The organism is Paenibacillus sp. FSL R7-0198, assembly GCF_038000415.1.
GTDB lineage: Bacteria > Bacillota > Bacilli > Paenibacillales > Paenibacillaceae > Paenibacillus.
This window is the reverse complement of the sequence record NZ_JBBOCB010000001.1, coordinates 4,291,480-4,317,727: the sequence shown is the minus strand read 5'-3', so window position 1 is coordinate 4,317,727 and position 26,248 is coordinate 4,291,480. Positions and strand designations below refer to the sequence as shown.

Below are 26,248 nucleotides of genomic sequence, written 5' to 3'. Positions count from 1 at the left end.
TGTTTTATCGGATGAAAACACGAGTTATACCTGATTTGTGGATAAGTTGTGCACATATTGCACACATGCTGTGGATATCTTTGGCGTTTCATGTGGATATTCATTAATTTAATGTGGACATGTTGTGTATTTGTTTGTAAATCTAACGTAAAATCTAAATTTCCGCTTCAGTTATCCCTTACTGTGGACACGTTGTGGACATGCCTAATTTCCTTCACTGTAGTTATTCGACCAATTCACCCTGACGCATGATCAGCTTGTCATCGATGTACACGTCCGGCTTTTGTACAACTGCATCAATATGAACACCCGCGGCAATCGTTCCACCAAATGTGTTATTGCTGCCAAAGGCCACATGAATTGTGCCGTACACCTTCTCATCTTCCAGCACAACACCCGTGATTCGTGCCTTGTTATTGGTACCAATACCGAATTCGCCGAGAAAACGACCATCGCCCTCACCAAGCGTTTCCAGTAATTGAGCCCCATCTGGTCCCTCAGCTGACACCAACCGTCCTTCATTAACGGTCAATAGCATCGGTTCACGGAGTGCCCCAATTCCAGCAATGGAACCATCTACAACAATACTGCCCTCGCCCTTGCCCTCAACGGGAGCAATATAGGCTTCCCCTGACGGCAAGTTGCCCGATTCACCAGGGTTCAAATACATACCTGTGCTTGGTACACCGTCACGATCTTCAATGGAAAAGGAAAGACTATGGCCCTGCTTCTCTATTCGCACATGGCGACCTGCGGTTAATAGAGCCGTTACCTTCTCTGTCAACGCCTTTACTTGCGAATATTCAGCTGTAATGGCTCCGTTCACAAACATATCCTCTGTCATGCCAGGCATGGTTGCCACTCGGGTCCCTGAAGCAGCGGCTTTTTTGCGTGCCTGGGTATGTGTTAATGAATATCGCGTTACACACACAGCTACATCTGCTCGAATCATGGCCTCTGCAATCGGCGCAGGTGGCTCTTCTCCAGATCTGCTGCGTTCCTCCATAATTAACAGGACCGACTCAGCACCAAGTGCTTTGCCTGCCTCATAGATGGATTCAGCCAGATCCCGTTTCATATCGTCTGCGATAACTACCAGATTCTCACCGCTGCGCAGTCCGAGACATTCCGTTAGCACATTTTTACTGATTTCCACACGTTGCTTGCTCATACATTCATCTCTCCTGTCTTTGGTTCAACTCTCAAAAGTCGACTTGACCCTTTCGACAATTGGCACGGGATTCCTGCATGTCCAAACCTGAACTCACCTCAAGGTATCGGCCCATTCGGCGAGGATTGCGGCTGTTTCCTTATACTGAAACGTCGGAAAGTAATGTCCATAGGGTACATCTATCCGTTTGACCTTTGAGTTCATATCCTGGGGATAGTGATATTCCCGATCTTGATTGGCCCATACAACTAATGCATTCTTGGCATAATGCTGACTTTCCATTTTCGCCCACAACGTTGATCTGGCGCCTTTCCTCTGACCCGAGTGAATCCAGCGCAACAAGTCTGCATGTGCTCCTGCAATGCGAGGGGATTGGAGACTGGAACGTATTTTCTTGCCCATGGTATGGGCCATAACACTGCTGTCGCCTACGCCGCTATGTGAACTGAACATTTGATTCCAACTTTTCTCCGATCGTCCACGCAGCAGGGAGCGCATCACCCCTCTTGGCAAACGGGAAACCCATCTTAGCACATTCGGATTCGAATTGTTGGCAACTGGCTGAAGCAAACCTAACCGAATGTCTGTCCGCCCGCTACGCATCTGTGCCGCAGCTGCAATAGCAGCCCCTATTGAATGGCCCACCAGCTTCACCGGACCTTCAAACTCACCAAGAGCCGTAAGCAGTGCATCCACCTGACCTTCAAATGCTTCATCCCCCTGATGCACCGGGGACCGTCCGAATCCAGCGAGATCGATTAACCATACCGGGTTCCCGGTCCGGTCCCTAAGCTGTTTTCCTAACGGTAACATCTCATCCGCAGATTGAAGCAGACCATGTACAATAATCCAAGGCTCTCCCTCACCCTCCCAACCAAGCATAGCCATATTTCCGCTCCGTGACCGAATATAATCTGTCGGAAAACCCTCAGGTAACGGCGTATACCGCAGACGATAGTCCAGATCAGCTGTAACCAGCGGAAGCTGTTCCCGGATGTCCGGCCACGATTGCCCCATACGTGTGAACAGAGCCTCCGTCTCTTCAACCGGGAATGACCTGTTGGTAATAAAAGCAACCGACTCCGCTGGAACACCACTGATGCGTGAACCACCTGATTTCATGATCCATTGAATCCATGGTAGTGGCACAGCCCCTTTGGGCTTGGGTACGTCCAATTGCTGCGCCAAGAGTTGCAGCAGTTCCTTCATATTGGGACTGTCCTCCTTCCGCGCCAACAGTGGATAAGTTCCTCCGACTGGAGCAGCTTCCCTGGATAGAAAAACAAGCGTCTGTGCAACAATGTCATTCTCCACAAGCGGTAACCAATAGGATGAACCTCCCGGCACTACCGGCATAAGCCCTTTCTGAATCGCCTGAATGAGCAGTCCAATCCCACCCGTTTGCTCGGTTTCACCTGTCGGACGTGGTCCAACCACTGTACTCGGATTTACAACGGATAAGGGATAGTGATGCTGTTCTGCATGCTCGCGAATGTGCAGATCGGCATGGAACTTCATCTCTTCATATGCACTTTCATTGTTATCCACATGCTCAACCTGTAGATAATTCCCCTGTTCATTCCGTTCTCCATAAGGACTCATATAACCAACAACGTGGATAAAGTGTCTCAATCCATGAGTACGGTGGATTTCCTGTGCTAGCTGTGCCACTTCTCTGGCCCCGTTCATGAATATCTGCTCGGCTACTTTTCGTTCCAAAGTGACGTCCATCGTTCCACCCGCATGAATGATCACATTCGCTTCAAGAGCACGCTCCCGGTCCGTTGCGGTAAGGCCAAGACCCGACATGGACAAATCACCTGTAATAAAGGTAATTCGGTCGAAATCCTTCACTCCATAAGCCTTCAGCACAGTTCTGGCTCGCTGTTCCGAACGAACCAGCAAGAGCAATTGTGCGTCTCCCTGTGTGAGCTGTTTGACCGTTTCTTTGCCGATAAAACCTGTGCTTCCTGTCATAAAAATGGTCGTGGCTGCAATATCAGACTTGCTTATTACCTGATTCATCTTTGTTGAATTTGCTGCTGTGTTTACTTCATTGGATACACGGTTAGTATGTACAATCATTCTGTTACGGCCCCTTTTAGTACTATATAGTACTAGTTATATTCAAAAAAAGAGCTTCGATTAACGAAGCATCTGACAAAAAGTACGCGCCGATTGTTCTATAATCCCTACATCACGCGCAGTTCCCGCGAGGATCAGAGAACCTTCCAATGCTGCAATAAACAACAACGCAGCCGGTCCCGGTTCAATTTCTTTGCGAAATTCACCACGATCCAAACCTTGCTGAAACAACTTCTCCACCATAGGTCTAAGCTCACGAAAGAATCTGGATATGCTTTCCTTCACTTGGGGTGCACTGTCAGGTGTCTGCATATATAACGTAACAAAAGGACAGCTCCCTTCGTAATTTCGGCCCTCAATACCTGCCGACAGCAATGCCATGAATGAGTAGATACGCTCCTCCACTCCTCGCTCACGCTGACTGAGCAGCAGGTACAGCTCCGACTCATACTGGGCAATCCAGTATTGTACCACGGCCTGGAGCAGTTCCTCCTTGTTTTTAAAATGATAATAAATATTCGACTTCGATACCCCACTCACTCGCACGACTTCATCCATGCTGACGTAGCTGTACCCCTGACGCAGAAATAATTGTGCCGCCACTTCAACTGCCTTGGTCCGGTTCACCGGATTGGAACTCTTGGATTTGGCAGGTCTCGTGTTCATTTTTTGATTTGTCATATTTAGAACTATACAGTACTAGTAAGTTGAAAACAAGTATTTCTGTTAACAAAAGAGGATTTCCTACTCCAAGTACTCCATACTTGTCCACATTTAGAGTGTTATACACACAGGATATCCACATATAGTATTAACTCTGTGTTAAATACGTCATGAGATCGTTAAACTGCTTTTGGGTTATCCACATGTATTCCAGTGAATAAAACAAAAAAAGGCCAACCAGAACGCACCCGGCTGACCCTTCGTACAATTCATTTTCCAACTGTTACTTTTGTTTCCCTGCTTCAAACCGAAGGTTTACTGTCCCCAGCAATAATCGGTTCGGTACCTTGAAGCGGCAATCTGTTCTCCAATCGGATGGCGACAAACAGGATTATCGTCACCGTAACACCGAGTGTTCCTAACAGTACGCCTGTATTCTCCTGCCCCATCAGGGACAACGGAAGTGCCAACACCAATGGGACAACTGATCTTGTAAATTGAGTGGCGAACGTTGATCTCCCCGACCACTTCATGGTCTCTTCGCGGCTGCGTAAGTTATCAAACATGACAGACCTTTGCATAATACGAGTCCGGTTAAACACAAACCCAAGCATGAATCCACAGATTAACGACACCGCAAACACCTGTACCGTGCCAATGATGATATCGATCACGCCGATCAGTATAAATAGATACATTGGAATTCGGTGTTCCCACTTACGAATCAGCGTTGCAAGAAAGGCACCTAGCCCCATCGCTGCTCCGATGGCCCCGTAACGGGATGAGTCCCAATTGAAGATATCGTGGAACAAAATCGGTACGATAAAATTAATTGCTCCCAATTGCACGGTTAATACAACTACCGCCAATATGGTCATGTTCAGTACTTTTTTTCGCACGGCGTCGGAGTATGTAATCTGCGGAGCCTCCGTTTTTTCTTTCTGTATGTTCTGCTCAGCCTGACCGGATCGGGACAGAATCGGAATGAGCCATGGAGCCATCATACCGACAGCCAGCGTCACCATGAGTACGGTCGAGATCATTGGCAATCCGCCTATACTGAGTAGAACTCCGGTTATTGCGCTTCCTCCAAAGGCACCAATTTGAATCGCAGTCTGCAAGTCATGTGAGGCCTTGTGTGATTTGATTTTCCCATCCAGCACCATCTGGGACATGTAGATCTCCAGGCTCTGATTGGTCAGAAAGAGAATCACGGAGAATACGCCACCAATCAGATATAAGCCATACACATTGGTGTTGCCCGCAAATTGAATTAAAAACACAAGCAGAAACACAATACCCAGGATGCGGGCCAAGCTGAAAATCAGCAAGGGTCGTTCTTTAAGCGCAGTTTTGAGAAAAAAGCTATATTTTTGCAATAAAATAGGTACCAAACTCATGATCGTAATAATAATACTCAGATGAGTAATAGATCCGCCCTGCTCCAGTACAGACCAGATCAGAGTAATATTTAGAATCGTATCTCCACATAGGGTAATCGACAGAAATAGTATGAACAAAATAGTCTGTATCATTGAAGCTGTCTCACCTCAGCAACTTGCAAATCCAGCTTTTGTTCCAGAGATCTTGCGACTTGTTTTACCGACTCGATGTCCTCAGGTCCCTCATATTGGGTACGCACAGACAGCAGACCTGTAATATCGAATCCTTTCGGAGCAGAATGGACCACTCTACCTTTGGCAGCCACTGGATAATAAGCCCGGTACCTGACATCATTTGCTGCCTCACCGCTGGCATTATTCAACACCTTGCCATCACGGTATACAAATTTGATACAGGTAGCACACTTGGGAGCCGTTCTTTTCGCAAAATGGACAGCCAACGTTTCCTCGCCCTGAAGACCATAAGCATGAGCGGTCACCAGATCAGTCCCATACACATCACGTATATTGCGATAGACATGCCCACCACTGATACGACAGCTGAACTCCACCACTTTATACTCATCATTGGCGTTTTGTCTGGCTTCAACGTTAAACAGACCATTTTCAAGTTTCAGACCTGTACATATTTGCTGAGCCATCTCGCAAAGTTCTTGTTCCACATTGGATTCTCCCTGAAAAGGTAGCGTATATTCATCCTCTTCAAAGTAAGGACCTGGCATTCTGAGCTTGTTATGTACTCCTCCCAGATAAAACAGGCCATTCACAACTACGCCATCCAGCGTAATCTCTTCCCCGGGCAAGAACTCTTCAATCAGCGCTATTGCAGGACATTCCTCGTCAAAATATAGCCCGGACTGCGAAATGGCCAGTTGCGATATGCTATCGAAGGCCTCCTTCAATTCGGCAGGCGAATGAACGAGCGCAACATGGCTACTGGATGCGGCCAGTGTGGGTTTAATAATAACCGGATAGCCTACACTTGCTGCGGCTGTAACAGCCTCATCCAACGTATTTACGGCATAAAATTCAGGACAGGCCACGTACTCTTGCTTCAGGAACTGACGCTGTCTGGACTTGTCTCTGGCAATTTCGGCCGCTTGGACAGGAATATCCTGTCTTCCCAATCCTTCATTTAATCTCGCATTTAGTACAATATCCGTCTCCTGCCAGGTAATGAAAAACGGAACGCCTATTTGTCTCGCCTGCACGATCATTTCTTCCACATTCTCATTCTTGGGAATATGCTGAACAGAACGAAAGCGAGGATCTTGTTCAAATCCAGAAACAGAGGTCCATAAATGGACCTCTTCGAAAATTCTTCCCAGAGCTTCAATATGATCCCCGTGCAGTGATAAGCCTTTTCTCATGAGCAAACCAACGGAGGAACGAGTCATGCCAGAACCTCTTCTTTCGGCTGCTCCACAAACTCCAAAGCGATAATATACAACGTTCCCTTCTCCCCGGCTTTGGAGGAGTGCACCGTATTAGCCGGAAGCAAAATGCGGTCACCTGGCGTGCAATGCAGTTCTCCTTCTTCTGTGAAGAAGGTAATATCTCCATTGATAATCAGAAGTGTCTCGTCTGTAGGATGGGTGTGAGATTTGTGCTCCCTGAATGGTGTATCTCTTTGAACCTCTACCGAACCGGTTACAGGCAGCAACTGCATTACAGCTTCTTCAAGTGTTATGTCAGACCCTTTAATATATTGAACTGAACTCATACTATTCCTCCTCATATGATGAAATGGGCATTGCGCTGTAGCAGAAACTTCATTGGTATCTGGAATAAAATATTGCAGCCACTCTCGATTATTCGGATTCCCATAGATCCCTAGATGCGGGAATGGATCAATGGCATCGTATTGCCGAAGCAAGCTTCGCACCAAATCCTTGGATTTATCTCCTTTTGGTGTTCCCAAGCCAATCGATTCAAAGACCCATCGTGGTTGAAAGGTAATCATGTATGTATTGGCATGTCTGCTCCTTCTCACCTCATGTGCTGGTGTATTACAAACGACAAAAATGGGTTCCCCATGAAAGCAAAATTCCCACAAAGGATCATTCTCTTCATTCGGTATGAATTCTGGCCATTCTTTCAAGTCGATGGTGTGCAGCCGGGTCAGGATGGACCAAAACTTATGCTGATATTCATGGATGGATAGATCCTTATCAATATTAAAAAATGTAACCATGGAGGTGTAGTTTCCGAAGCTCCTTGCCTGTTCCACATATTCTCTCAATGCCTTTGCAAGCTCTTCTATGGAATGGTCTTCTACATCATCCAAAAAGGAGAACCGCAGCTCATTGCGGTTAAGCCCCATGGCACCGAAAATGCAGGGAAACCGAGGGCTGTCACCGGTCATATCCTTTTCAAAATGCTCAAATTCCTGCTTTCTCCAATCATGACTATCCAATCTCTTCACATCAGCGTTATCTAGCAACAACCCAAAGCCCTCCTAGAATGGTTTAATGGTGAACCAGGACAAACTTGTCATGTAATTCTAGAAGTTGTTTTCTAACGAATTCAATATCCGGGCCTTCCACAATGGCAAATCCGGATCTGGACATCGTATCTCGACCACCTGAAATGGACTGGCCTGATGTATAGTTAATTCGAATATCAATGAGTCCTTCCATCGATTTGAAATCTTCTGCGGATGAGATGCTTTCGATCTTGCCTACAGCAGATGGAAAATTAACCGCACCGGTGTACTTGCCTGTATTAACCGAGGTTGGCGCTTCATATATTCCAAGTTCCGTTTGAATGGCTGCATCAAACAAGTTAACCTGATGGGAATTCAACACCATAGGTGGAATGATGACAATCCCTCCAATTCTTGCTCCAATCTCTCCAAAACAGATCTCCCCATTCGGCAAAAGAAATACCTCTGCATGGAACACACTGTTACGTATCCCCAGTGTCCGTATGATCTCTTCATTAAACGACTGCATCCGTTCTACATATTCATAATGTGTATTAGCGGGATAACAGATCGTACCGGAAGGGCGATCATTTTGGACAATCTCAAGACAATTAAACAAATATTCAGAGACGGAGGAAAATACAAGCTCACCTTCGGAAACGATGGAGTCAATATGAAACTCCCTACCCGTAATAAATTCCTCAATGAGCACTGATTCCCGATTCCAGGAATGGTTGATATAATGCTCAAGTTCCTCTTGATTATTGAGCTTGTACGTCATGATCGTCGCCCACCCACTAATCGGTTTGATAATGATGGGAAAACCAATGCCTGCGACAATCTTTCTGATCTGTACTGCATTGGACGCAATACGTGTCTGTGACGTGTGGATTCCCGCCTGCCGCAATGTCTCCTTCATGATCCATTTGTTACGTACCGTCTCAGCCTGATTCTTTTGAATACCAGGGATACCAAAACGTGTTCTGAGATACCCGCCTGTCTCCACCACATTTTCAGTCGGGGCAATGATGCGCTCCACATCATATTCATCCAAAATGCGCTCAAAAACCTCTTCCACCTGGTCAATCTGAGTAATATCACCCACTTCGAACACTGCACTGAACAGCCCTTCTGGTAATGTAGCAAACTGTTCATAGCCCTGTTCCACCAGCAAAATGTTGGTTGTGTCCGAAATTTTGGACAAGGCTTCGAGAAACCCTGTTTTGGTGTTAATCCGCTTGTCACACAGGAATACAATATCCCTCATAAAGAACTTCACCTCCGATTCAAATATCTTTACTTTCTGCTATATTTTTCTATAATATGGATATCACATGGAACTGTCAATCTAAAAATTACAAATATTTAAAGTTTGGCTATTTCTTGCCATAATGTGTACTAACAACAGGTTGTAAACATCATACAAACACCCGACCATCTGTATTAGTCGATATTTGGGTTCATATTTGCACTTTTTAACTGGAAATTTTCTCATTAAAAAAAGGCGACTCCAATTAATCTGGAGTCACCTTTTTATATGTTTTTACTTATCCACACCTTCATTCATTGAAGGGGAAGCCGTTATTTTTTCAGACTATCCCAGTTCTGTTGCAATGCGTCGAGCAATCCGGCTTTATCCGATTTGCCTGCAACGTAAGCCTGAATTGTGCTGCCATACTCTTGTGGAACCCCCTCAGGGAAGCGGTTGAAGTTCCAGCTGAGTGTTTTATTTTCCTGGCTATACTTCATGATCTCTGTGGCGAGGTCACCCAGATCCTCTTCGGATGCTGTGATGGAACTGAACGCCGGGATGAATTTGAATTCTTTTGTCATGTATTGTTTCCCGATATCCGAAGTTACGAGCCATTCCAAAAACTCTTTTGCTTCCGGTTTCACTTGGGAATTCTTGTTCACAACCCAATAGTTCGGCACGCCGACAAACAATTTGTCATTGGGTTCATTGTTAATTGGCATCGGCAGAATACCCAGATTCAGATCCGGATCGATTCCATCGATCTGTACTTGAGTCCAGTTCCCTTGCTGCATCATCGCCGCTTCTCCACTCGCAAACAACGTAACTTGCGTATTGTAGTCGGTTGTCAGCGGGTTTTTGTTGCTGTATTTCAACGTTAAGTCGAGCAAGTTAATCCAGTCGTTGAACACCTGGTTGCCAGGGATTTTCTCCGTACTTTCGTTGAGTCCTTGGATGAATTTCACCGGATCTGCCTGATTTGCAAAGGCCACGTTTACATTATGGTTGCCCAGCACCCACCACTCCTGATATCCGTTCGAGAATGGGGTAATGCCTGCAGCTTGAAGTTTCTGTGCAGCTTGATCCAATTGTTCCAGTGTTGTTGGAATTTCGGTAATACCTGCTTTTTGGAAGAGGTCTTTGTTATAAATGAAACCATAACCCTCCAGCGCGAGCGGCTGTCCATAGAGCTTGCCGTCTTTGGTCATTGGCTCTTTGGCTACTTCGAGTGCATCCTTGGCCCATGATTCTCCAGACAGGTCTTCCAGATATTCAAGCCATGTATCCAATTCACGATAACCACCTACGTTGAAAATGTCCGGTTGTTCGCCTGCGGCAAACTTGGCTTTCAATGCAGCGCCGTAGTCACTACCACCACCTACGGTTTGAATGTCCAGTTTGACGCCTGGATGGGAGGATTCATATTCCGCTTTGAGACGATTGAGCGCTTCCGCAATTTCGACTTTGAATTGGAAGATTTTAATGGTTTTGTCCCCGGCAGCAGCCTCGCCGCCACCTTGAGTATCCGTGTTGACCGGACTGCCGCTCTTGTCCCCATTGCCACAACCCGCAAGCATTACCGAAAAAGCAATCAGCATAAGCAACGTCAACTTTGTCATTCTTTTCATACATACACTCTCCCTATAGTAGTTTCAGTAAAACAGTTCCACTAATGAATAATTAAACTGGCACTCCGATGACAGAATAACCTTCCCTTGAAGCGTGTTTTCATTCTAACGAACCGAGCGCACGTTATTCGCTCCTATTTGCGCAAATCTCCAGCCTAACGAATCACAGAGACGCTATTTCGTCGATTTGGTCGATTTTCAAGGCTCTGACGCCTTTTTTCACCGGAATAAGGTTACTGAGATTCGTTATAATTTCCTATTCCTTGATTATCCAACTATTAAGATGCGGTGGGTTCGTTAGCGCTTTGAACAGGGAGCATACCATCACTCTGTAAAAGAAGTTCCTGGCTATACAAGCGTCTTTCTTGGTCTTTTCTCTTGACTAATCTTTTCCCCAGGAGTTATGCCCAAGCTATACGGGCATGACTCCCTTTGCACACCTCCATGCGAGGTGGGAGCAAAGGGATCAGGATGCGATGTAGGAGCGGAGCGCTCGCCTTTGATACTCGGTGGCTTCCTTGCCCTAATACATTCAGGCCACCGAGGAGCAACAGCGACCGAAAGCGCAACTTGATCCCGCAGCGACCTTGTACTCGCACTCCCCACTTGAGCCCGTCAGCGACCTTGCCTCGCACTCCCCACTTGAACCCGCAGCGACCTCCCCATACACACTCACCTTCTGCATTATCGAACCTGGTCTTTAAATCTTTTTTTCTTGGTCTTTTCTCTTTATTGGTCTTTTTCTCTTATTGCTCTTTTCCCCAGGAGTCATGCCCAAGCTATGCGGGCATGACTCCCTTTGCACACCTCCATGCGAGGTGGGAGCAAAGGGATCAGGATGCGATGTAGGAGCGGAGCGTTCGCCTTTGATACTCGGTGGCTTCCTTGCCCTAATCCATTCAGGCCACCGAGGAGCAACAGCGACCGAAAGCGCAACTTGATCCCGCAGCGACCTGCACTCGCACTCCACGCTTGATCCCACCAGCGACCCTTTCACTCGCACTTACCCTTTAACTGATCCAGCGGTAATTCCCTGAATGATGTACTTCTGCATCAGCAGGAAGAAAATAATGATCGGCATGATGCCGAGCACAAGTGCCGGCAAGGCCAGATCCCATTGCTTCGTGTATTGACCGAAGAGTGCAAAGGTCGCAATCGGGATCGTACGCAGGTTGGAGCTTTGCAGGATCAGGGATGGGAGCAGATAATCATTCCAGATCCAGAGTGTGTTCAGAATGATGACGGTTACATACATCGGTTTCATGAGTGGAAATACGATCCGGAAGAACACCCCGTAGGCAGAGCTTCCATCTACCCGTGCCGCTTCCTCAATCTCCAGTGGGACGGATTTTACGAATCCGTGGAACAGGAAGACAGACATCGGTGCCCCGAAACCGAGATAACAGATAATGAGTCCGCCAAGGCTGTCGATCAATCCCAGATTACTGGTTACAGTAACGAGTGGAATCATGATAGACTGGAACGGAATCACCATAGCGGCAATGAACATGCCGAACAAAATCCGGTTGAACCGGGTATCACTGCGGACCATTCGGTACGCGGCCATGGAACTGATCAGCACAAGCAACAGATTGCTGACCACCGTAACGATAAGCGAGTTCATCAGCGCGGACGGGAAGTTAATTTTCTCCCAAGCGTTCGCATAGTTGCCCCACTGGAACACTTCCGGCCATGCAGCCGAATTGGTTAGCAGATCACCGAAGGTTTTGACCGAATTCACAAACAGGAAGTAAAACGGAACCAGGAATAAAAGTCCAAGGAGTACCATGACAATCTCGGTTAAAATGGTACTGAAGCGGTAATTTTTCGTCGTCTCCATTAGGCTTCTACCTCCTTGCTCTTCGTCAGACGTACCTGAATCATGGTGATGATGGCAACGATCACGAAGAACACGAGCGCTTTGGCGGTTCCGATGCCATATCTGTTATTCACAAAGGCTTCATTGTAAATATTAAGTGCAACCGACTCTGTTGATCCGAACGGTCCACCTTTGGTCAGCGACAGATTGAGATCGAACATTTTGAACGACCAGGAGATCGCCAGGAACAAACAGATCGTTACACCCGGCATAATGAGCGGAAGAATGATGCTCCGCAGTACCTGCCAGCGGCTTGCGCCATCAATCTCTGCAGCTTCCAGCAGATCGGGGGATACATTTGTCAGAGATGAGATGTAGATGACCATCAGATATCCTGCGGTCTGCCATACAAACACAATCACGATTCCCCAGAAAGCGGTTGGTTCGTCTCCCAGCCAAGGAAGGTTGAAGAAGGACCAGCCGGTTACATCGCCTACTGCTGAAAACCCTTTCACAAATATGAACTGCCAGATAAAGCCGAGCAACAACCCACCGATCACGTTAGGCATAAAAAAGATCGTACGCAGAATGTTTCTCGTCTTGAGCGGTTTGGTCAGGAAATACGCCAGGAAAAAGCCAATCACATTGGTCAGTACCACACCAACCACGGTGAAGCGCACCGTAAACCAAAACGCCGTTTGGAACTTGGGATCATTCGCAAAAACATGCACGAAGTTATCGAACCCTACCCAATTAATGTTCTCGGATACCCCGTTCCAATCCGTGAAGGAATACACCATGCCAAGCAGGAAAGGGACCACGATGATGAGAATAAAAAACACGATGGAGGGACCCACGAACACAAGCTGCTGTAACAGCTGTGAAGATTTGCGATGCTTCATATCGTTCTCCCCTTCTATAGATGGATGAAATTGGTCTCTTTTTCTATTAAACCCCATTATCGTCGAGGGAAACACCGACCCTTGTGAACAGTTGGGGGTAAAATATTGTCCTCTCTTAACCTGCAACCAGAAGGGGTGTTCCGATGTCCAAATACTACAGTATACGCACCAAATTGATTGCCTTTATGCTCATCGCTACCACACTTCCACTGCTCGCTTCGATCAGCATGACGTTTATTCAGACCAAGACAGCCTTGCGGGAACAGGCTGTTGAAGAGAACAAACGCCTGATCTACCAAGCGTCCACCAATCTCAACAACTATGTGGATAACGTGGCCAGAGCGTCGCTGGCTGTGTATAATGACCCGAACTTTCTGCGCAACTTGGCAAAAATTCCTGGTGATTATCGTGCGGTTGCCGAGGTGTACACCACTTTGCAGACGATACGCGCGGCTGTGCCGGATGTATTCCAGCTGTATTTGCACTCTTTTGCCGCCAATCAATCCACCTTAATTACAAATCCCTTTCCGAAGCGGGAGGAACGCAAACAGGCCTATTCTGGCTCGCTCCATGGAAAAACAGGCGGTGACAGCCCGGATATCTGGGTGGAATCGGCCCATATGAGTCACACGTACGGATTCAAGGCTGCCTCCCCCGATGATCCTGAAAGAACGGTCATTACCCTGCATCGGGTGATCAAGGATATTCCGTCCACAGAGCGTCTGGGTGTACTCGCCATTGATCTGAATATGAATACCATTGCAGCAATCTGTGGCAGACTGTATGATCCGGCTAAGGAACAGATCTATGTTGTGGATGGTCAGAATCAGATCATTTACCAGGGACGTTCCGAGGCCAATCATACGGATGCACTGCGAGAGGAAACGGCCAGTGAACTGAATATCGCGCGAACTGGCGCTGGTACAGCCCAGAATGTCGCAGGACATTTTGAACAGGATCGTTCCATGTATGTATACCAGCAGCTTGGCAGCACGTACGCCGACTGGACCATTGTCAAACAGATTCCGAATGAGACGTTATACGCCAGAGCGACCACACTTACGTGGAATAACGCGATGATTGCCATTGCGGCACTTGTATTGGTCATTGTTGCAACCTTGTTCATCTCCATCCGAATCACCGGTCCACTCAAGCAACTCATGCGATATATGAACCAGATCCAAGCCGGGCGTTTGCATGTGGATATCCATCTATCCAGCCGAGATGAATTCGGGGTGCTCGCTCGTCATTTCCGAGATATGATGGATACGGTAAATAATCTTATTTTGCGGGAATATCGACTCGAAATCGCCAATAAAACAAATCAGCTCAAAGCGTTGCAAGCGCAGATTCATCCGCATTTTCTGTATAATACACTGCAATCGATCGGTACACTTGCCCTTCAACAGCAAGGACAACGGGCGTATACACTACTCTCTTCCCTGTCCAAAATGCTGCGCTACAGCATGCGGGATCAGACCTCCGTGACCTTACGCGAAGAGGCGGAGCATGCCCGGTTATATCTGGAACTGCAGCAGGAGCGGTTCGGTGACCGCCTTGAGGTGGACTTGGATTTTGCCGAAGATACCTTGTCTGTCGAAATGCCAAGAATGACGTTACAACCTTTAATTGAGAACTACTTTAAACATGGAGCAGATATTCAGCCTGGCAAAGGTCACATATCCCTATCCAGCCGCCGGATCAACGATCATTGGATTGAAATAGAACTGAATAATAACGGACCTTCCATACCAGAAGATAAATTACTGGAGATCCGCGGATGGCTACATCAAAGTCATACAACAACCGGGTTATCCACACAAGAATCCGACGAGTCTGAATCCATCGGTCTACGAAATGTAATACGCCGACTTCAATTGAACTCACATCCCGGTCACTCAGCCAGGCTTGAGATCAACAATCGGGAACCCAATGGTGTGAAGATCAGGGTTAAACTATACGCGGGAGAGTGAACAACATGAAGGCACTGCTTGTAGATGATGAAAAACATGTCCGCGATGCCATAAGGTTGCTTGGTCATTGGGAAGAGTTTGGCATTGATACGTTAATCGAAGCGGCAGACGGGGATGAAGCCATCGCCGCCATCACGGCACATCAACCTCAAATCATACTCAGTGACATGCGTATGCCAGGCAAGGACGGTATGGCATTACTTGAATGGATATCGACTCATACCCCACACAGCAAGGTGCTTGTCATTAGTGGATATGATGATTTTGAACTCGTGAGGCATGCAATCAGACATGGTGGCATGGACTACCTCCTGAAACCTGTGGAAGCAGATGAGCTGAATGCCTCTCTATTAAAGGCCGTTACAGCTTGGGGAGAGGAAGACGCCATTCGGATACAATCCACCAGGCAATCCATTGTTGTTAATCGAATGCGCCCCCACTACCAGGATCGTCTGCTCACTGAACTTGCCGTCGGCAGAGGCAGCAGTTCATCACACATGCAGCGATTGCAGGATGAGTTGAATCTCCCCAGTGTTATCCCTGTCTGTAGTGTCGCTGTCACCAGCCTGTCCCATCTGGATGCAGATTGTCTGGCAAAATACCGCAGTCAACCAGATCTGCTTGTGTTCTCGGTGCTCAATATCTGTGCCGAGATGTTATCCACACCAGACGAAGGCGTAATGTTTCGGCAGTTGGATCAACCGGACGAGATTGTTCTGCTGCATTGGGGCCCATCCACTTCATTGGAACATATTCTCGACAAGGTTAATCAGGGATTGGAGCAGACAATTCAGCGCCGGCTTCATTATGGTATCTCCACCTGTGAGTCCTACCCTGGCGGAATATCAGCAGCCTATCTGGAAGCAAGTTCAAGACTGTGGAGACGTAACGCTGTGCAAATTAAACAGCGAATCCATGCGTCAGTGGAATCATCATATGGGAAGAAAATCAGGCGCTTAAACGCCCATGAAGAACCCCTGCGTATGGCAGCCATGAGCTGCCGGTCTTCCAGTGTATCTGCTGCGGTCGCCGAATGGCTTGACCCGATTACTGATCTTGAAGTTGTCAGTGCTGAGCAGATTCAGCAATGGATCGACGAGCTGGAATGGATGCTGAGCCGCTGGCTTGATGATACGGCAGGTTCGTCACCCAAAGAGGAAGAAGTAACGGAGGAACAGTCTATTCCCTTTGCCGAGTTACCTTTGGACGCTGAAGGACTGTTATCCTTCCCCCTGCTTCGTTCATTATTGGAACAACGACTTCTTGCCGCAGGAAAGGCGCTCACCGCTCATCACCACGCCAATCCCGATCCCATGAGTGAGATTGCACGTTATATGGACGCCCATTATCAGGAGGACCTGTCCTTGCAGCAGATTGCCGCGCGTTTCTACCTGAGCCGGGAGTATATTTCCCGTAAATTCAAACAGCAATTTGGCCTGAACTGGTCGGAATATTTGGGCAAACTGCGAATCAATAACGCCAAGCTGCTACTGCAAAACCCTTCCCTGCGAGTTGCCAAAATCTCGGAGATGGTTGGATTCCAGGATGAAAAGTATTTCAGCAAAGTGTTCAAAAAAATGGAGGGCATCACGCCAGCGGAATATCGTAAAACATTATTGGAGGCTGGTACGTAACGAGTACCTGATCCGAATTAAAAAGAGTACTCCCGGCATGGCCCATCGGAAGTACTCTTTTTAATTTTACTTTTACAGATAATAGCCTATATCATGATGACCTGTTGGCTCTTTCTTTTCTCAGATAGGATACGATCCGAGATATTGTCCCGATTAAAATCACAGCCATAAATCCATAAGCCATATTATTTCCTGTCTTATGAGCCACTACGGGGAAATAGATGAGGCTGAACAGTAATAGGACAATATCCAGGTAGAACATAATCTTCCGATAAATAGGGATTCTCACCTCCCTTTTATTTACCAAAAATGGTTTTATTAATTATATTAAATCATAACATAGATACGTCCTAGTCCGCTCACCGATCCCGCAAAATCACCGCAGGTACAAGTCGAATGTAGATTAGCTCCCCAGCCAGCTCCACTATCGTCTGTGTAACGATGACTGCCGCAGCTATAGTTGCCCATTGTGGAGGGAGTGCCAGCGCCAGTGGCAGAACAACCAGCGAATTCCGTGTGGCTGAACTGAATATCAACGCCCGCCCTGCACCCGGATTCAATCCAAACCAAGTAGCAATGAGCCGAGATATCCAAGGCATAAGGATTAGAAAAGCAACATAGATCGGAATCACGTTCACGATGATCGCCATATCATTGTAGACTTTGCCAATCTGGGAAGCGACAACCACGATCAGCGCAAGCGCCATCATCGGAACCGGGAGCCATGCCGTCGCATTCATGACCCGTTCGCCGCTCGCTTTACCTCTGGAGAGAACTTGTGTAACAACAGCGAGCAGCAGTGGAATAACGATCAGGAACAGAAAAGCCTCCACAAACGGCCCTACCTGCATGACCTGCGCCACCTCAGCACCCATTAATACCCATAAATAAAACGGCAACAGAATCATTTGTATAACAAATAAAAGGGGGGTTGCGGCCAGCATCAATTTCTCATTGCCCCTGCCGAGCTGTGTGAACACAATGACGTAATCAATACAGGGCGTTAGCAGTACCAGATAGACTCCAATCAGAACGCCTGGTGATTGTGGAAAGACCAGTGTAAGCAACCATACGACCACAGGTACAACGATAAAATTAGCCACCAGTAACGCGCCCATAAATCGAAGATTCGACCAGGACTCTTTTAACTGTAAAAAGGGAATCTGTACAAACATGCTATATAACAGAACGGCAAGAACCGGGGACACGGTGTAGTGTAAAACATTCCCCCATACCGGATTACTCAGCCCGATCACTGCTCCTAAGAACAGTGCAGCTACATAGAACCAAGTCTGCTGTTTCTCCATCGTTTCTCTTGTGAGCATTCTCTGCCTCCTCTTCTAATGGGACATCGTGGGCATGGACATATTTCTGCATCGTTTCGCGTACATTGGGACAGAGTACCGTTCCAACATAGCGGCAGAGCGCAAGGATCTGAAAGATCAACTTGTGAATTTTTTGCGGCTGTTATTAGAATGTGCAAGAACTGGGTATATTCATTGTAGACTGACCCGTGGTTCATTCATTCGTTAAACCAAGGAGGAAACACAATGTCACGTAACAATCCGTACAAGTGGTTAAACGCCATTGGTTTTATCGCTGTAATTATCGTGAACTACCTTTCCAACGCTCTGCCGATCGGGGGCAGAACCAATAAGGAAGTATCGGATATGTACCCTGTGCTGCTCACACCTTCTGGCTATGCCTTCTCTATATGGGGTCTGATCTACCTGCTGTTAGCAGGGTTTGTGATCTATCAGTTCGTGCCCGCTTCCTGGAAAAGGGATTCGATTACCCGTCTTGGGTATTGGTTTCTGGCAAGCTGTGCTTTCAACGTAGCCTGGATTTTTGCTTTTCAAAACTTGCAGACCGGTCTCGCTTTACTAATCATTGTACTGCTTCTGTTGTCTCTGATCGTTCTGTATGTAAAAACACGTACCATTACGGTTCCGACCACTGCTGAGATCTGGCTTGTGAAGCTGCCATTCAGCATTTATCTTGGATGGATTAGCGTGGCAACCATTGTCAATGCAGCTGTACTGTTATATAAAATAGGCTGGGATGGTTTTGGTATCAGCGAACCAACCTGGACGATCATTATGCTGATTGTGGGTATGGTGCTGGCTGTACTCGTTAGCTTCCGTTATCGCGATAGCATATACCCACTTGTGTTCACATGGGCGTATATCGCCATTGCACTTAAACAAAAGGATGTCACTTCCGTATATTATACGGCAATCATCATTGCGATCGTACTGGCCATCTATGCGGTATGGCTGTTCTTCGCCCGTAATCAGGATCGTGATTGAGTAGTTTCCATCATATACAACGCTTAAATATAACGAAAAAACGTAACGCAAACAGCCGATTCTGGTCTTCGACCTGAAATCGGCTGTTTATGTATAAAAGAACGAATAAGGTTGTCCTATTTCAGGGCAATAACTTCAATCTCCACCAGTGCATCTTTTGGCAAACGAGCAACTTCCACTGCACTGCGTGCAGGATACGGCTGTTCGAAGAACGTGCTATACACTTCATTCACAGGAACAAAATCGTTCATGTCTTTCAGGAACACCGTCGTTTTCACGATTTTATCCATACTTGTGCCTGCTGCTTCAAGGATAGCCTTTACATTGCTCAGGGACAGACGTGTCTGCTCCTGTACATCTGCGCCGAACTCTCCCGTTTGAGGATTCAGGCCAAGTTGCCCGGAAGTGTAGATGAAATCGCCTGCATCAACGGCTTGACTGTATGGACCAATGGCGCCTGGCGCCTGATCGGTAGAGATTGGTTTTTTCATGGACGAGTTCTCCTTCATGTTCGTTATCCTGCTGCCGCATGGAGTCAGGGTTCGAACTCATTTTTGTTGCCTATTATACCACGATCTACCTCAAGCGAGAAACGCTTCTCACTAGCCACATGAAGCAAACAGCTCGTTCAAAGGTTTCTTAGCCCCCGTCCACACCAAGGACATGAATGACATCATTCGGATACACATGGTTTCCCTTGGTTTGCACCAGCGCAATATTCGTCATGGCCTGTGCAATGGTCGCAGCATGGACCGCCCGGTATTTGTCCACTCTGCCTTTCATCCAGCGATCCAGAAGCTTCATCGCATGAGCAGCCATCTGTTCACCGAACCGCTTCTCGTTTCGATCTCCCAGAATTAAGGAAGGGCGGAAGATATGCAATGACGGAAAACCGATATCGGACAATGCATCCTCCATTTCCCCTTTGGTCCGACTGTAAAAGACCCTGGAACCAGCACTCGCTCCCATGGAGGAGATTACCAGCATCTGTGATACACCATGTTGCTTCGCCAAAGTAGCTGCACGAACCGGGTAATGATAATCCACCTGACGGAAATTGTCCTGACTGCCTGCTTTTTTGATCGTTGTACCCAAACAACAATACAGGTCATCGATTCCATCGAATAAGTGGCCTTGGTTCTCCAGCTGTTCCCAGTCCACCACATGTTGTTCCAGTTTGGGATGTTGCAGCTCAAGCGGACGTCTAACCAGAACCCGAACCAGGCTGTATGCCGAGTGCTCCAGCAGATTATGAACCAGTAATTCGCCTACAAGCCCCGTGGCTCCAATCACCATGGCTTTCCGTTCGAGACGATTCAATTACATCCCTCCACTTCGCCATCTTTTTTTTGAAGTCATACCAGATATATAGGATCAATCTAAACATTTACAAGGTTGTTCTGTCATCGAAGTGCCAGTGTAAATATTCAATATCTATTTTAACAGTACACGACGTCCAAGGGTAAATGTAAGAAGCAACATCACGACACCAACCCCCACCTGAAATCCATAGGCTGAGATCCAGGCCAGCGCATCGGACCAAGTCTCCATCTTTTCATACAACCAGCCACCCAACAACGGCCCGAGAAACGAAGTTACTCCGGTCAGAGCCGAATACACCGCGACAAACATCGGTCTTTCACTTTTGGGTGTGTCTCCGATGGTAAAGTTAAACGCCAGCTGATTGAATCCACCTACACCAATCCCAAGGAAGATATGCGATAAAAATAGTGCGATCAATACAGGCATGAACGACATTAACCCCCACGACAGACAGGAGAGCGCAATGACTGGCAATGTCCAAAATAGGAGCGTTTTGTTGCTGAATCTGGCATTCAGATTGCCCCAGACATAGAAACCGGCCATCATAACCAGCGTCTGGACTACCGTGATCAGGGATACAGTTTGATAATTAATATTCAATAAATCGAGCATAACATAGGAATAGAGCGGAACAATCAAGGTCTGGATCAATAACCAGACAGCCAGGAACAGCGTTGCTTTCAGAAAAGAACGATCCTGGAACGGCTTGATGAACATGCGCCAGAAAACCTTTTCGGTAGAACGTTCAAATGGCACGTCCGGATAGAAGAAATAAATGACTGTGTTGGCAATAGCACAGATCCAAACCGGAATAAACAGAATCAGAAAGCCCATTTCTCCGGGGTAACGGTCCAAAACAATACCACCAGCGAATAAGCATACGCTTCCAAGAGCATTCAGAATCGTATTTCGAATTCCAAAATAACGCCCTCTCACCTTGGCAGGTACGATATCGCCAATCAGTGAAGTCCAGATCATGCCGCCGATGGTATTTGATATAAAAGCAACCGTATACACGCCAATATATACGCTTACCCACCACTCTTTGGGAAATATAAACGGGATCAGTCCCGTCGCACTCCACAAGATACGATGTGTGCCCACAAATAGTAGCAACATGCGTTTTCGGCTGCGAATACGCTGCATCCAGTAAGCTGCTCCGATCTGGGCAATGTTTACGAACGTTGTAATCGCGAGCACAAAGCCGATATGTCTCGACCCGGCCCCAAGGTACAGCAGAAATCCGGTTAAAAACGGGCCTCCCAGCAAGGTCTGTAAAATAATTGCCGGTACACCCTCCCATGTTGCAATCGATAAATTCATGCGTTGTGTCGAACCCTTGCGCCGTGGTTTGCTTGCTGACGGGGGAGGGTTAACGTTGACCGTCTTCTGTATGGGGATACACTCCTTAGACCGGGTCTCAAAAGCCGGTCGATGCTAGTTGTCATCCCAAATTCTACTCACAGCGCGAAGGTTGTCAACTCATTTTTTCACGGTCCAACGGAAGATGGAGATGGAAGGTGCTTCCTTTACCTTCAGTGCTCTCCAGTTCAATCGATCCCCCCAGTAATCTCGCTAAATCCCGACTGATCGACAGGCCTAGTCCGGTACCGCCAAATTTTCGACTAATCGACCCGTCAGCCTGCTGAAATGCTTCAAATATGGAATGATGCTTGTCCTCAGAAATGCCAATACCTGTGTCCTGAACGGAGAAAATAAGCCATCGATTCTGAATACCTGCATTCTTAATCTGTTTGGTGCTTACGGTCAGCGTGACCTTCCCCCGGTGAGTGAACTTGATGGCATTGGACATCAGATTCCGTAAAATCTGTTGAACCCGCTGGGGATCAGACCAGAGCGTATCAGGCAGTCCCGTTTTCTTATCCAGAACCAACTGAATACCTTTTTTCTCGGCAACGAGCTGAAAGTGGCTCATGGCATCTTCTGTAAGTTGTGCGACACTGATATCCTCCAGTACAATATCCAGCCGCCCAGCTTCTACTTTGGAAAGATCCAGAATATCGTTAATGAGCGTGAGCAGTTCCTGCCCGGAGTGGTCGATCATATTGGCAAAACGTACAATATCCTCCTGATCCATCGTGTCGGCATTCTCGCTGATCATCTGGGCAAAGTTAATGACACTATTGAGCGGTGTACGCAGTTCATGGGACATATTGGCGAGAAATTCCGATTTGTACTGTGAGGCAATCATCAATTGTTTCGCTCGATCCTCCAGTACAATCTGGGCTTTCTGTAACTCTTCCTTCTGCACAGACAATAGCCGGTTTGTACTCTGGATCAGCAAAATACGATTCTGTTCATTCTGAAAATCACGTAAAATAAATGCAAAAATAAGGCTTAGCAAAATGCCTGTAGGGAGTGTATAAGGCATAATATGTGAAAAGAAGTATGTAGCCGGGATCACACCAACGATAGCGATGTTTATACTGTTGACCACATTGACGATAACTGTAACAAGGATTCCTTTAATAATCAGCCTGTAGTTGCTGCGTCTCATCCATATATTCAAACCTGCACATATCACGCCCAAAACAGACATGTTAAGTACTGCCGCCAATGTAGCATCCGTGATGCCAAAAGTTAGCCTCGATAGCCCAATCCCAATACCCACGATAATTACGCTATAGGGTTGTCTATACGTTAGAACGGCAACAATTAAAGGAACATAACGAAGGTCAAAGACCACTTCATCGGTGAGTTGAAACCCAAAAACCGTACTGATCCAACCTGCAAATATAAGGACAAGCACTGAACTGATCTGCTTCACTCGGGAAGAGGTACGTATTACGACATATTTATAGAACACACTAGCAAGATATGCAATGGTAATAAGCATCCCCATATTCAATACGAACATTTTTGAAAATTGCATTCACTCACTCCTGTTGTACCGACTTTACTGGCCAAAGTGCCTTCGTCCGTATGTGTCTCTATCATATCATGCCCATTGAAGCTTCGGCATTCCTTCTTCGTCAAAAAAATACACAAAAATACACAAATCAGGATTCAATTTGTGCGCTGGTCGTAGTAGAATATATTGTTGTTTAAATTTAAACTACTATATAGATTGAACTAAAGAATAATTACACTGGCCACTCCGTTGACAGAACAACCTTCTGATCGCTGTTATCCCCAGATTTTTTCGATTCCCTTTTCTGAAAGGGAAAATTCGTGGATAAAGGCGAAGCGTATGCTTTCGATGCAGCTTTCTTTCAGAAAGCTTTTAGCTCCGCTTCTTCAGGGTATTTCTGTCCTCTGCGTTCTCGTGTAAATGAATGTATAGTGCAACTTATATAGTTATTTGCTGGGGTCATGCTCCTAGGGAGCATGAATGAAAGGAGTAAGGTGTTGTGCAATTGTTAAAAAGCAAATCCTATTGGCTGTCATTGAGTTTAATGCTGTCTTTGGCCGTCATGGGGCTCTTCTATGATATTCTTAATAGTCCGGAACGCGGGTTCGTAGTTCTTGATTCACCGCTCGACCGGATCATTCCCTACGTGCCTGGCATGTCCATTCCATATTTGGGCTGGTACCCGTTTGTATTCGGTGTGCTCGCTTACCTATGTGCCAAGGATCGCCTGACGTATTACCGTGTCTTGTTATCCATGAATATCTGTGTCTGGATATGTTATCTGATCTACTTCAACTTTCAGACCATGGTACCGCGCCCGGAACTGACGGGTACAGGCCTGGGAGCATCTGTTCTCGGATGGCTCTATAGCCAGGATCGTCCTTATAATTGTTTTCCAAGTATTCATTCTCTTCACTCTTATCTGGTTATGCGTGCCGTTCTCTCGGTTCCAAGCATCCGCAAACCCATCAAGATTTTGGTGGCCGCCGGGGCAGCAACCATTATCGTATCCACGCTAATGATCAAACAACATGTGATCTATGATGCCTTGGGTGCAGTCATACTCGGCGAATGTGTTCTCACCATCATAACAGGCCTCGCTCTACACCGGAGACGCAGAAAAGAATCGAAGTGGACAGAGGGGATCAACTGATCCCTCACTTCGATGGTTTCTGAAGATGATGTTGTCGTCTCCATTCATCAATAAACAAACCTGCAAAATAGGGGTCCCATTGGGTCCCTTTTCCTTCTTCCAAAATCGTTAGCGCTTTCTCGTGACTCATCCCATTCCGATATGGTCGATCTGACGTCATGGCATCAAAGGCATCCGCTACTGCAATGATGCGGCCAAAAAGGGGAATATCATCACCAGCCATCCCATCCGGGTATCCTTTGCCATCATATCTCTCATGGTGAGATCGTACACCTGGCAGAAAGTCGGCCATGGCATCAATAGGCTCTATCTGTAACAAAATACTCTCTCCCTGCACGGGATGTGTGCGAATAATGGCGAATTCCTCATCGCTTAGTTTTCCATCCTTCAACAGTACCTCATCAGGTATGCCGATTTTCCCGATATCATGAAGCAGGGCTGATTTGTACAATAAATCCGCCTGTTCCTCATTCATTCCGCTCAGCTTGCCAATCATCAGCGAATACTCTGCCACACGCATGGAATGTCCTGCCGTGTACTTATCTCGGGCGTCCAAAGCAGCAGCCAGTGTAGAAAAATAACTTTGCAACAGCTGTCGATTGCGTTCCTGTCTCATCTCCAGCCGATTAATCATCATATTGAAGCCGGAGATCAGTGCCGAAAACTCATCCGCATATAGATCCGGAGCTCGTCTGCCAAGATCTCCCCCCTGAATTCGGTTCATCTCATGCGTCAGTTCAGCAACTGGATCACGAACATCACGAATCAACAGCCAGCTTCCTACCAGCGCAAACCCCGCGCCCAGAACAACGATGAGAATTCCCCACAGAATGTACTCTTTCGCAAATTCACTGTCCATATACTGAAGTCTGATATATGTAGCCAGGAAAAATAGAAATAGAGGAAATAAGCCAATCAGTGCCGTACTTAGCTGAAATTTACGCTGGATCGATACGAGAATGCGTCCTCCCAGTGAAGGTTCCATCCCGTATTGGACTTTGCCTCGATGACGAATCTCAAGTAACAGGGGTCTAATCGCCCGCACCGTCAGGTAATACTCTATCAGCGCATGCATGATGGCAATCAGAAAGGCACATGCAGCGGCCACGACAATATACAAGTAAGGGAATTCAAGCCACCCTGTGGATATCATCCATATTGTTAATCCGGCTGCCGGAAGTGAAAAACCAAGCATGTGCGGACCCATGATCCGATATATGGTCTGTCCCGGAAAACGATGAATTTTCTCATACATGTGGTTCAGTTCGTCTCTCTCATGATGCTCGGAAGTGAAAAATTGTCTTATGGGGCCAAGCTGCACCCACAGCGTAATTAATTCTGCAACCAGCATGAACAAGAGTGAAATCAGTACAATGAAGATGAGTCGAACAAATTGAATATTGGGTATTTGCAGAGTAGATACCATAACTACTGTACCGACAACAAAAACAGCTACCAGTGAACCGATCAGATAATTGCGTATCAGGCGAAAGATAAATGAACGGTATGCTTCCAACTGAACCCCTCACTCTCTATGTGCAACCAGTTCTCCCTTGAGACACAGGGAGATTAAGGGTATTGCCTTCTATTTGTTTATCGGTTGCTTCGACTAAAAAAATTAATAAAATCCAATGGG

20 protein-coding genes are annotated in these 26,248 nt (G+C 46.8%); 4 read left to right on the top strand and 16 right to left on the bottom strand.

The window, feature by feature from the left end:
* Positions 1–223: 223 nt before the first annotated feature.
* The 10 genes from MKY87_RS18790 to MKY87_RS18745 all read right to left on the bottom strand — a co-directional run bounded on the left by MKY87_RS18790 (position 224) and on the right by MKY87_RS18745 (position 13,348).
* Positions 224–1,171, bottom strand: coding sequence for an aminopeptidase (locus MKY87_RS18790; protein WP_340965696.1), 948 nt, complete (start codon positions 1,169–1,171; stop codon positions 224–226).
* A 93-nt stretch (positions 1,172–1,264) separates the two neighbouring features.
* Entirely contained in the window at positions 1,265–3,256 is a 1,992-nt protein-coding gene (locus MKY87_RS18785) for an alpha/beta fold hydrolase (RefSeq protein ID WP_340965695.1), read from the bottom strand.
* Between the two features lie 60 nt (positions 3,257–3,316).
* The gene (locus MKY87_RS18780) at positions 3,317–3,883 is read right to left on the bottom strand and encodes a TetR/AcrR family transcriptional regulator (protein WP_036607516.1); all 567 of its coding nucleotides are present in this window, start codon (positions 3,881–3,883) and stop codon (positions 3,317–3,319) included.
* Between the two features lie 338 nt (positions 3,884–4,221).
* The gene (locus MKY87_RS18775) at positions 4,222–5,454 is read right to left on the bottom strand and encodes an MFS transporter (protein ID WP_339786629.1); all 1,233 of its coding nucleotides are present in this window, start codon (positions 5,452–5,454) and stop codon (positions 4,222–4,224) included.
* Positions 5,451–6,719 (bottom strand): ATP-grasp domain-containing protein, encoded by a 1,269-nt coding sequence (locus MKY87_RS18770; RefSeq protein ID WP_340965694.1) that lies wholly within the window; start codon positions 6,717–6,719, stop codon positions 5,451–5,453. Before MKY87_RS18770 ends, MKY87_RS18775 begins: the two co-directional genes overlap by 4 nt.
* Positions 6,716–7,768 (bottom strand): YqcI/YcgG family protein, encoded by a 1,053-nt coding sequence (locus MKY87_RS18765; RefSeq protein ID WP_340965693.1) that lies wholly within the window; start codon positions 7,766–7,768, stop codon positions 6,716–6,718. The genes MKY87_RS18770 and MKY87_RS18765 overlap by 4 nt, the downstream gene beginning before the upstream one ends.
* Before the next feature lie 22 nt (positions 7,769–7,790).
* Positions 7,791–9,014, bottom strand: a complete 1,224-nt coding sequence (locus tag MKY87_RS18760) for an ATP-grasp domain-containing protein (protein ID WP_340965692.1) — start codon at positions 9,012–9,014, stop codon at positions 7,791–7,793.
* Positions 9,015–9,328: 314 nt separating this feature from the next.
* Positions 9,329–10,627: an ABC transporter substrate-binding protein gene (locus MKY87_RS18755; protein ID WP_339786641.1), complete on the bottom strand. Its 1,299-nt coding sequence runs from the start codon at positions 10,625–10,627 to the stop codon at positions 9,329–9,331.
* 1,003 nt (positions 10,628–11,630) lie between these two features.
* Positions 11,631–12,467, bottom strand: coding sequence for a carbohydrate ABC transporter permease (locus MKY87_RS18750; protein ID WP_091038297.1), 837 nt, complete (start codon positions 12,465–12,467; stop codon positions 11,631–11,633).
* Positions 12,467–13,348 carry a carbohydrate ABC transporter permease gene (locus tag MKY87_RS18745; protein ID WP_036607341.1) on the bottom strand — a complete coding sequence of 294 codons (882 nt, stop codon included), beginning with the start codon at positions 13,346–13,348 and terminating at the stop codon, positions 12,467–12,469. The genes MKY87_RS18750 and MKY87_RS18745 overlap by 1 nt, the downstream gene beginning before the upstream one ends.
* A 143-nt stretch (positions 13,349–13,491) precedes the next feature.
* Between MKY87_RS18745 and MKY87_RS18740 the strand changes: the two genes are divergently transcribed.
* Positions 13,492–15,321, top strand: a complete 1,830-nt coding sequence (locus tag MKY87_RS18740) for a cache domain-containing sensor histidine kinase (RefSeq protein WP_340965690.1) — start codon at positions 13,492–13,494, stop codon at positions 15,319–15,321.
* Positions 15,322–15,326: 5 nt separating this feature from the next.
* Positions 15,327–16,955, top strand: a complete 1,629-nt coding sequence (locus tag MKY87_RS18735; RefSeq protein ID WP_340965688.1) for a response regulator transcription factor — start codon at positions 15,327–15,329, stop codon at positions 16,953–16,955.
* A 359-nt stretch (positions 16,956–17,314) separates the two neighbouring features.
* Here the strand turns inward: MKY87_RS18735 and MKY87_RS18730 are convergent, their stop codons facing one another.
* The gene (locus MKY87_RS18730) at positions 17,315–18,280 is read right to left on the bottom strand and encodes an arsenic resistance protein (protein ID WP_340965686.1); all 966 of its coding nucleotides are present in this window, start codon (positions 18,278–18,280) and stop codon (positions 17,315–17,317) included.
* Between the two features lie 225 nt (positions 18,281–18,505).
* On the opposite strand from MKY87_RS18730, the gene MKY87_RS18725 reads away from it, so the two are divergent.
* Complete coding sequence (locus MKY87_RS18725) at positions 18,506–19,264, top strand: tryptophan-rich sensory protein (protein ID WP_340910714.1); 759 nt, start codon at positions 18,506–18,508, stop codon at positions 19,262–19,264.
* 116 nt (positions 19,265–19,380) lie between these two features.
* Here the strand turns inward: MKY87_RS18725 and MKY87_RS18720 are convergent, their stop codons facing one another.
* The 4 genes from MKY87_RS18720 to MKY87_RS18705 form a co-directional block, all read right to left on the bottom strand.
* Entirely contained in the window at positions 19,381–19,755 is a 375-nt protein-coding gene (locus MKY87_RS18720) for a RidA family protein (protein WP_017690870.1), read from the bottom strand.
* Between the two features lie 148 nt (positions 19,756–19,903).
* Complete coding sequence (locus MKY87_RS18715; protein ID WP_340967487.1) at positions 19,904–20,560, bottom strand: oxidoreductase; 657 nt, start codon at positions 20,558–20,560, stop codon at positions 19,904–19,906.
* A 138-nt stretch (positions 20,561–20,698) separates the two neighbouring features.
* The gene (locus MKY87_RS18710) at positions 20,699–21,910 is read right to left on the bottom strand and encodes an MFS transporter (protein WP_340965685.1); all 1,212 of its coding nucleotides are present in this window, start codon (positions 21,908–21,910) and stop codon (positions 20,699–20,701) included.
* Between the two features lie 154 nt (positions 21,911–22,064).
* Positions 22,065–23,480, bottom strand: a complete 1,416-nt coding sequence (locus tag MKY87_RS18705) for a sensor histidine kinase (RefSeq protein WP_339786661.1) — start codon at positions 23,478–23,480, stop codon at positions 22,065–22,067.
* Between the two features lie 478 nt (positions 23,481–23,958).
* On the opposite strand from MKY87_RS18705, the gene MKY87_RS18700 reads away from it, so the two are divergent.
* Positions 23,959–24,612 (top strand): phosphatase PAP2 family protein, encoded by a 654-nt coding sequence (locus MKY87_RS18700; RefSeq protein ID WP_083657323.1) that lies wholly within the window; start codon positions 23,959–23,961, stop codon positions 24,610–24,612.
* Between the two features lie 4 nt (positions 24,613–24,616).
* On the opposite strand, the gene MKY87_RS18695 is transcribed toward MKY87_RS18700, so the two are convergent.
* The gene (locus MKY87_RS18695; RefSeq protein ID WP_340965683.1) at positions 24,617–26,128 is read right to left on the bottom strand and encodes an HD domain-containing phosphohydrolase; all 1,512 of its coding nucleotides are present in this window, start codon (positions 26,126–26,128) and stop codon (positions 24,617–24,619) included.
* Between the last annotated feature and the right edge of the window lie 120 nt (positions 26,129–26,248).

What these genes read in the sequence shown, in the direction of transcription:
- MKY87_RS18790 (WP_340965696.1), bottom strand. Translation starts at nt 1,171, where the DNA reads ATGAGCAAGCAACGTGTGGAAATCAGTAAAAATGTGCTAACGGAATGT.
- MKY87_RS18785 (WP_340965695.1), bottom strand. Translation starts at nt 3,256, where the DNA reads ATGATTGTACATACTAACCGTGTATCCAATGAAGTAAACACAGCAGCA.
- MKY87_RS18775 (WP_339786629.1), bottom strand. Translation starts at nt 5,454, where the DNA reads ATGATACAGACTATTTTGTTCATACTATTTCTGTCGATTACCCTATGT.
- MKY87_RS18770 (WP_340965694.1), bottom strand. Translation starts at nt 6,719, where the DNA reads ATGACTCGTTCCTCCGTTGGTTTGCTCATGAGAAAAGGCTTATCACTG.
- MKY87_RS18760 (WP_340965692.1), bottom strand. Translation starts at nt 9,014, where the DNA reads ATGAGGGATATTGTATTCCTGTGTGACAAGCGGATTAACACCAAAACA.
- MKY87_RS18755 (WP_339786641.1), bottom strand. Translation starts at nt 10,627, where the DNA reads ATGAAAAGAATGACAAAGTTGACGTTGCTTATGCTGATTGCTTTTTCG.
- MKY87_RS18750 (WP_091038297.1), bottom strand. Translation starts at nt 12,467, where the DNA reads ATGGAGACGACGAAAAATTACCGCTTCAGTACCATTTTAACCGAGATT.
- MKY87_RS18745 (WP_036607341.1), bottom strand. Translation starts at nt 13,348, where the DNA reads ATGAAGCATCGCAAATCTTCACAGCTGTTACAGCAGCTTGTGTTCGTG.
- MKY87_RS18740 (WP_340965690.1), top strand. Translation starts at nt 13,492, where the DNA reads ATGTCCAAATACTACAGTATACGCACCAAATTGATTGCCTTTATGCTC.
- MKY87_RS18735 (WP_340965688.1), top strand. Translation starts at nt 15,327, where the DNA reads ATGAAGGCACTGCTTGTAGATGATGAAAAACATGTCCGCGATGCCATA.
- MKY87_RS18730 (WP_340965686.1), bottom strand. Translation starts at nt 18,280, where the DNA reads ATGCTCACAAGAGAAACGATGGAGAAACAGCAGACTTGGTTCTATGTA.
- MKY87_RS18725 (WP_340910714.1), top strand. Translation starts at nt 18,506, where the DNA reads ATGTCACGTAACAATCCGTACAAGTGGTTAAACGCCATTGGTTTTATC.
- MKY87_RS18720 (WP_017690870.1), bottom strand. Translation starts at nt 19,755, where the DNA reads ATGAAAAAACCAATCTCTACCGATCAGGCGCCAGGCGCCATTGGTCCA.
- MKY87_RS18715 (WP_340967487.1), bottom strand. Translation starts at nt 20,560, where the DNA reads ATGGTGATTGGAGCCACGGGGCTTGTAGGCGAATTACTGGTTCATAAT.
- MKY87_RS18710 (WP_340965685.1), bottom strand. Translation starts at nt 21,910, where the DNA reads ATGAATTTATCGATTGCAACATGGGAGGGTGTACCGGCAATTATTTTA.
- MKY87_RS18705 (WP_339786661.1), bottom strand. Translation starts at nt 23,480, where the DNA reads ATGCAATTTTCAAAAATGTTCGTATTGAATATGGGGATGCTTATTACC.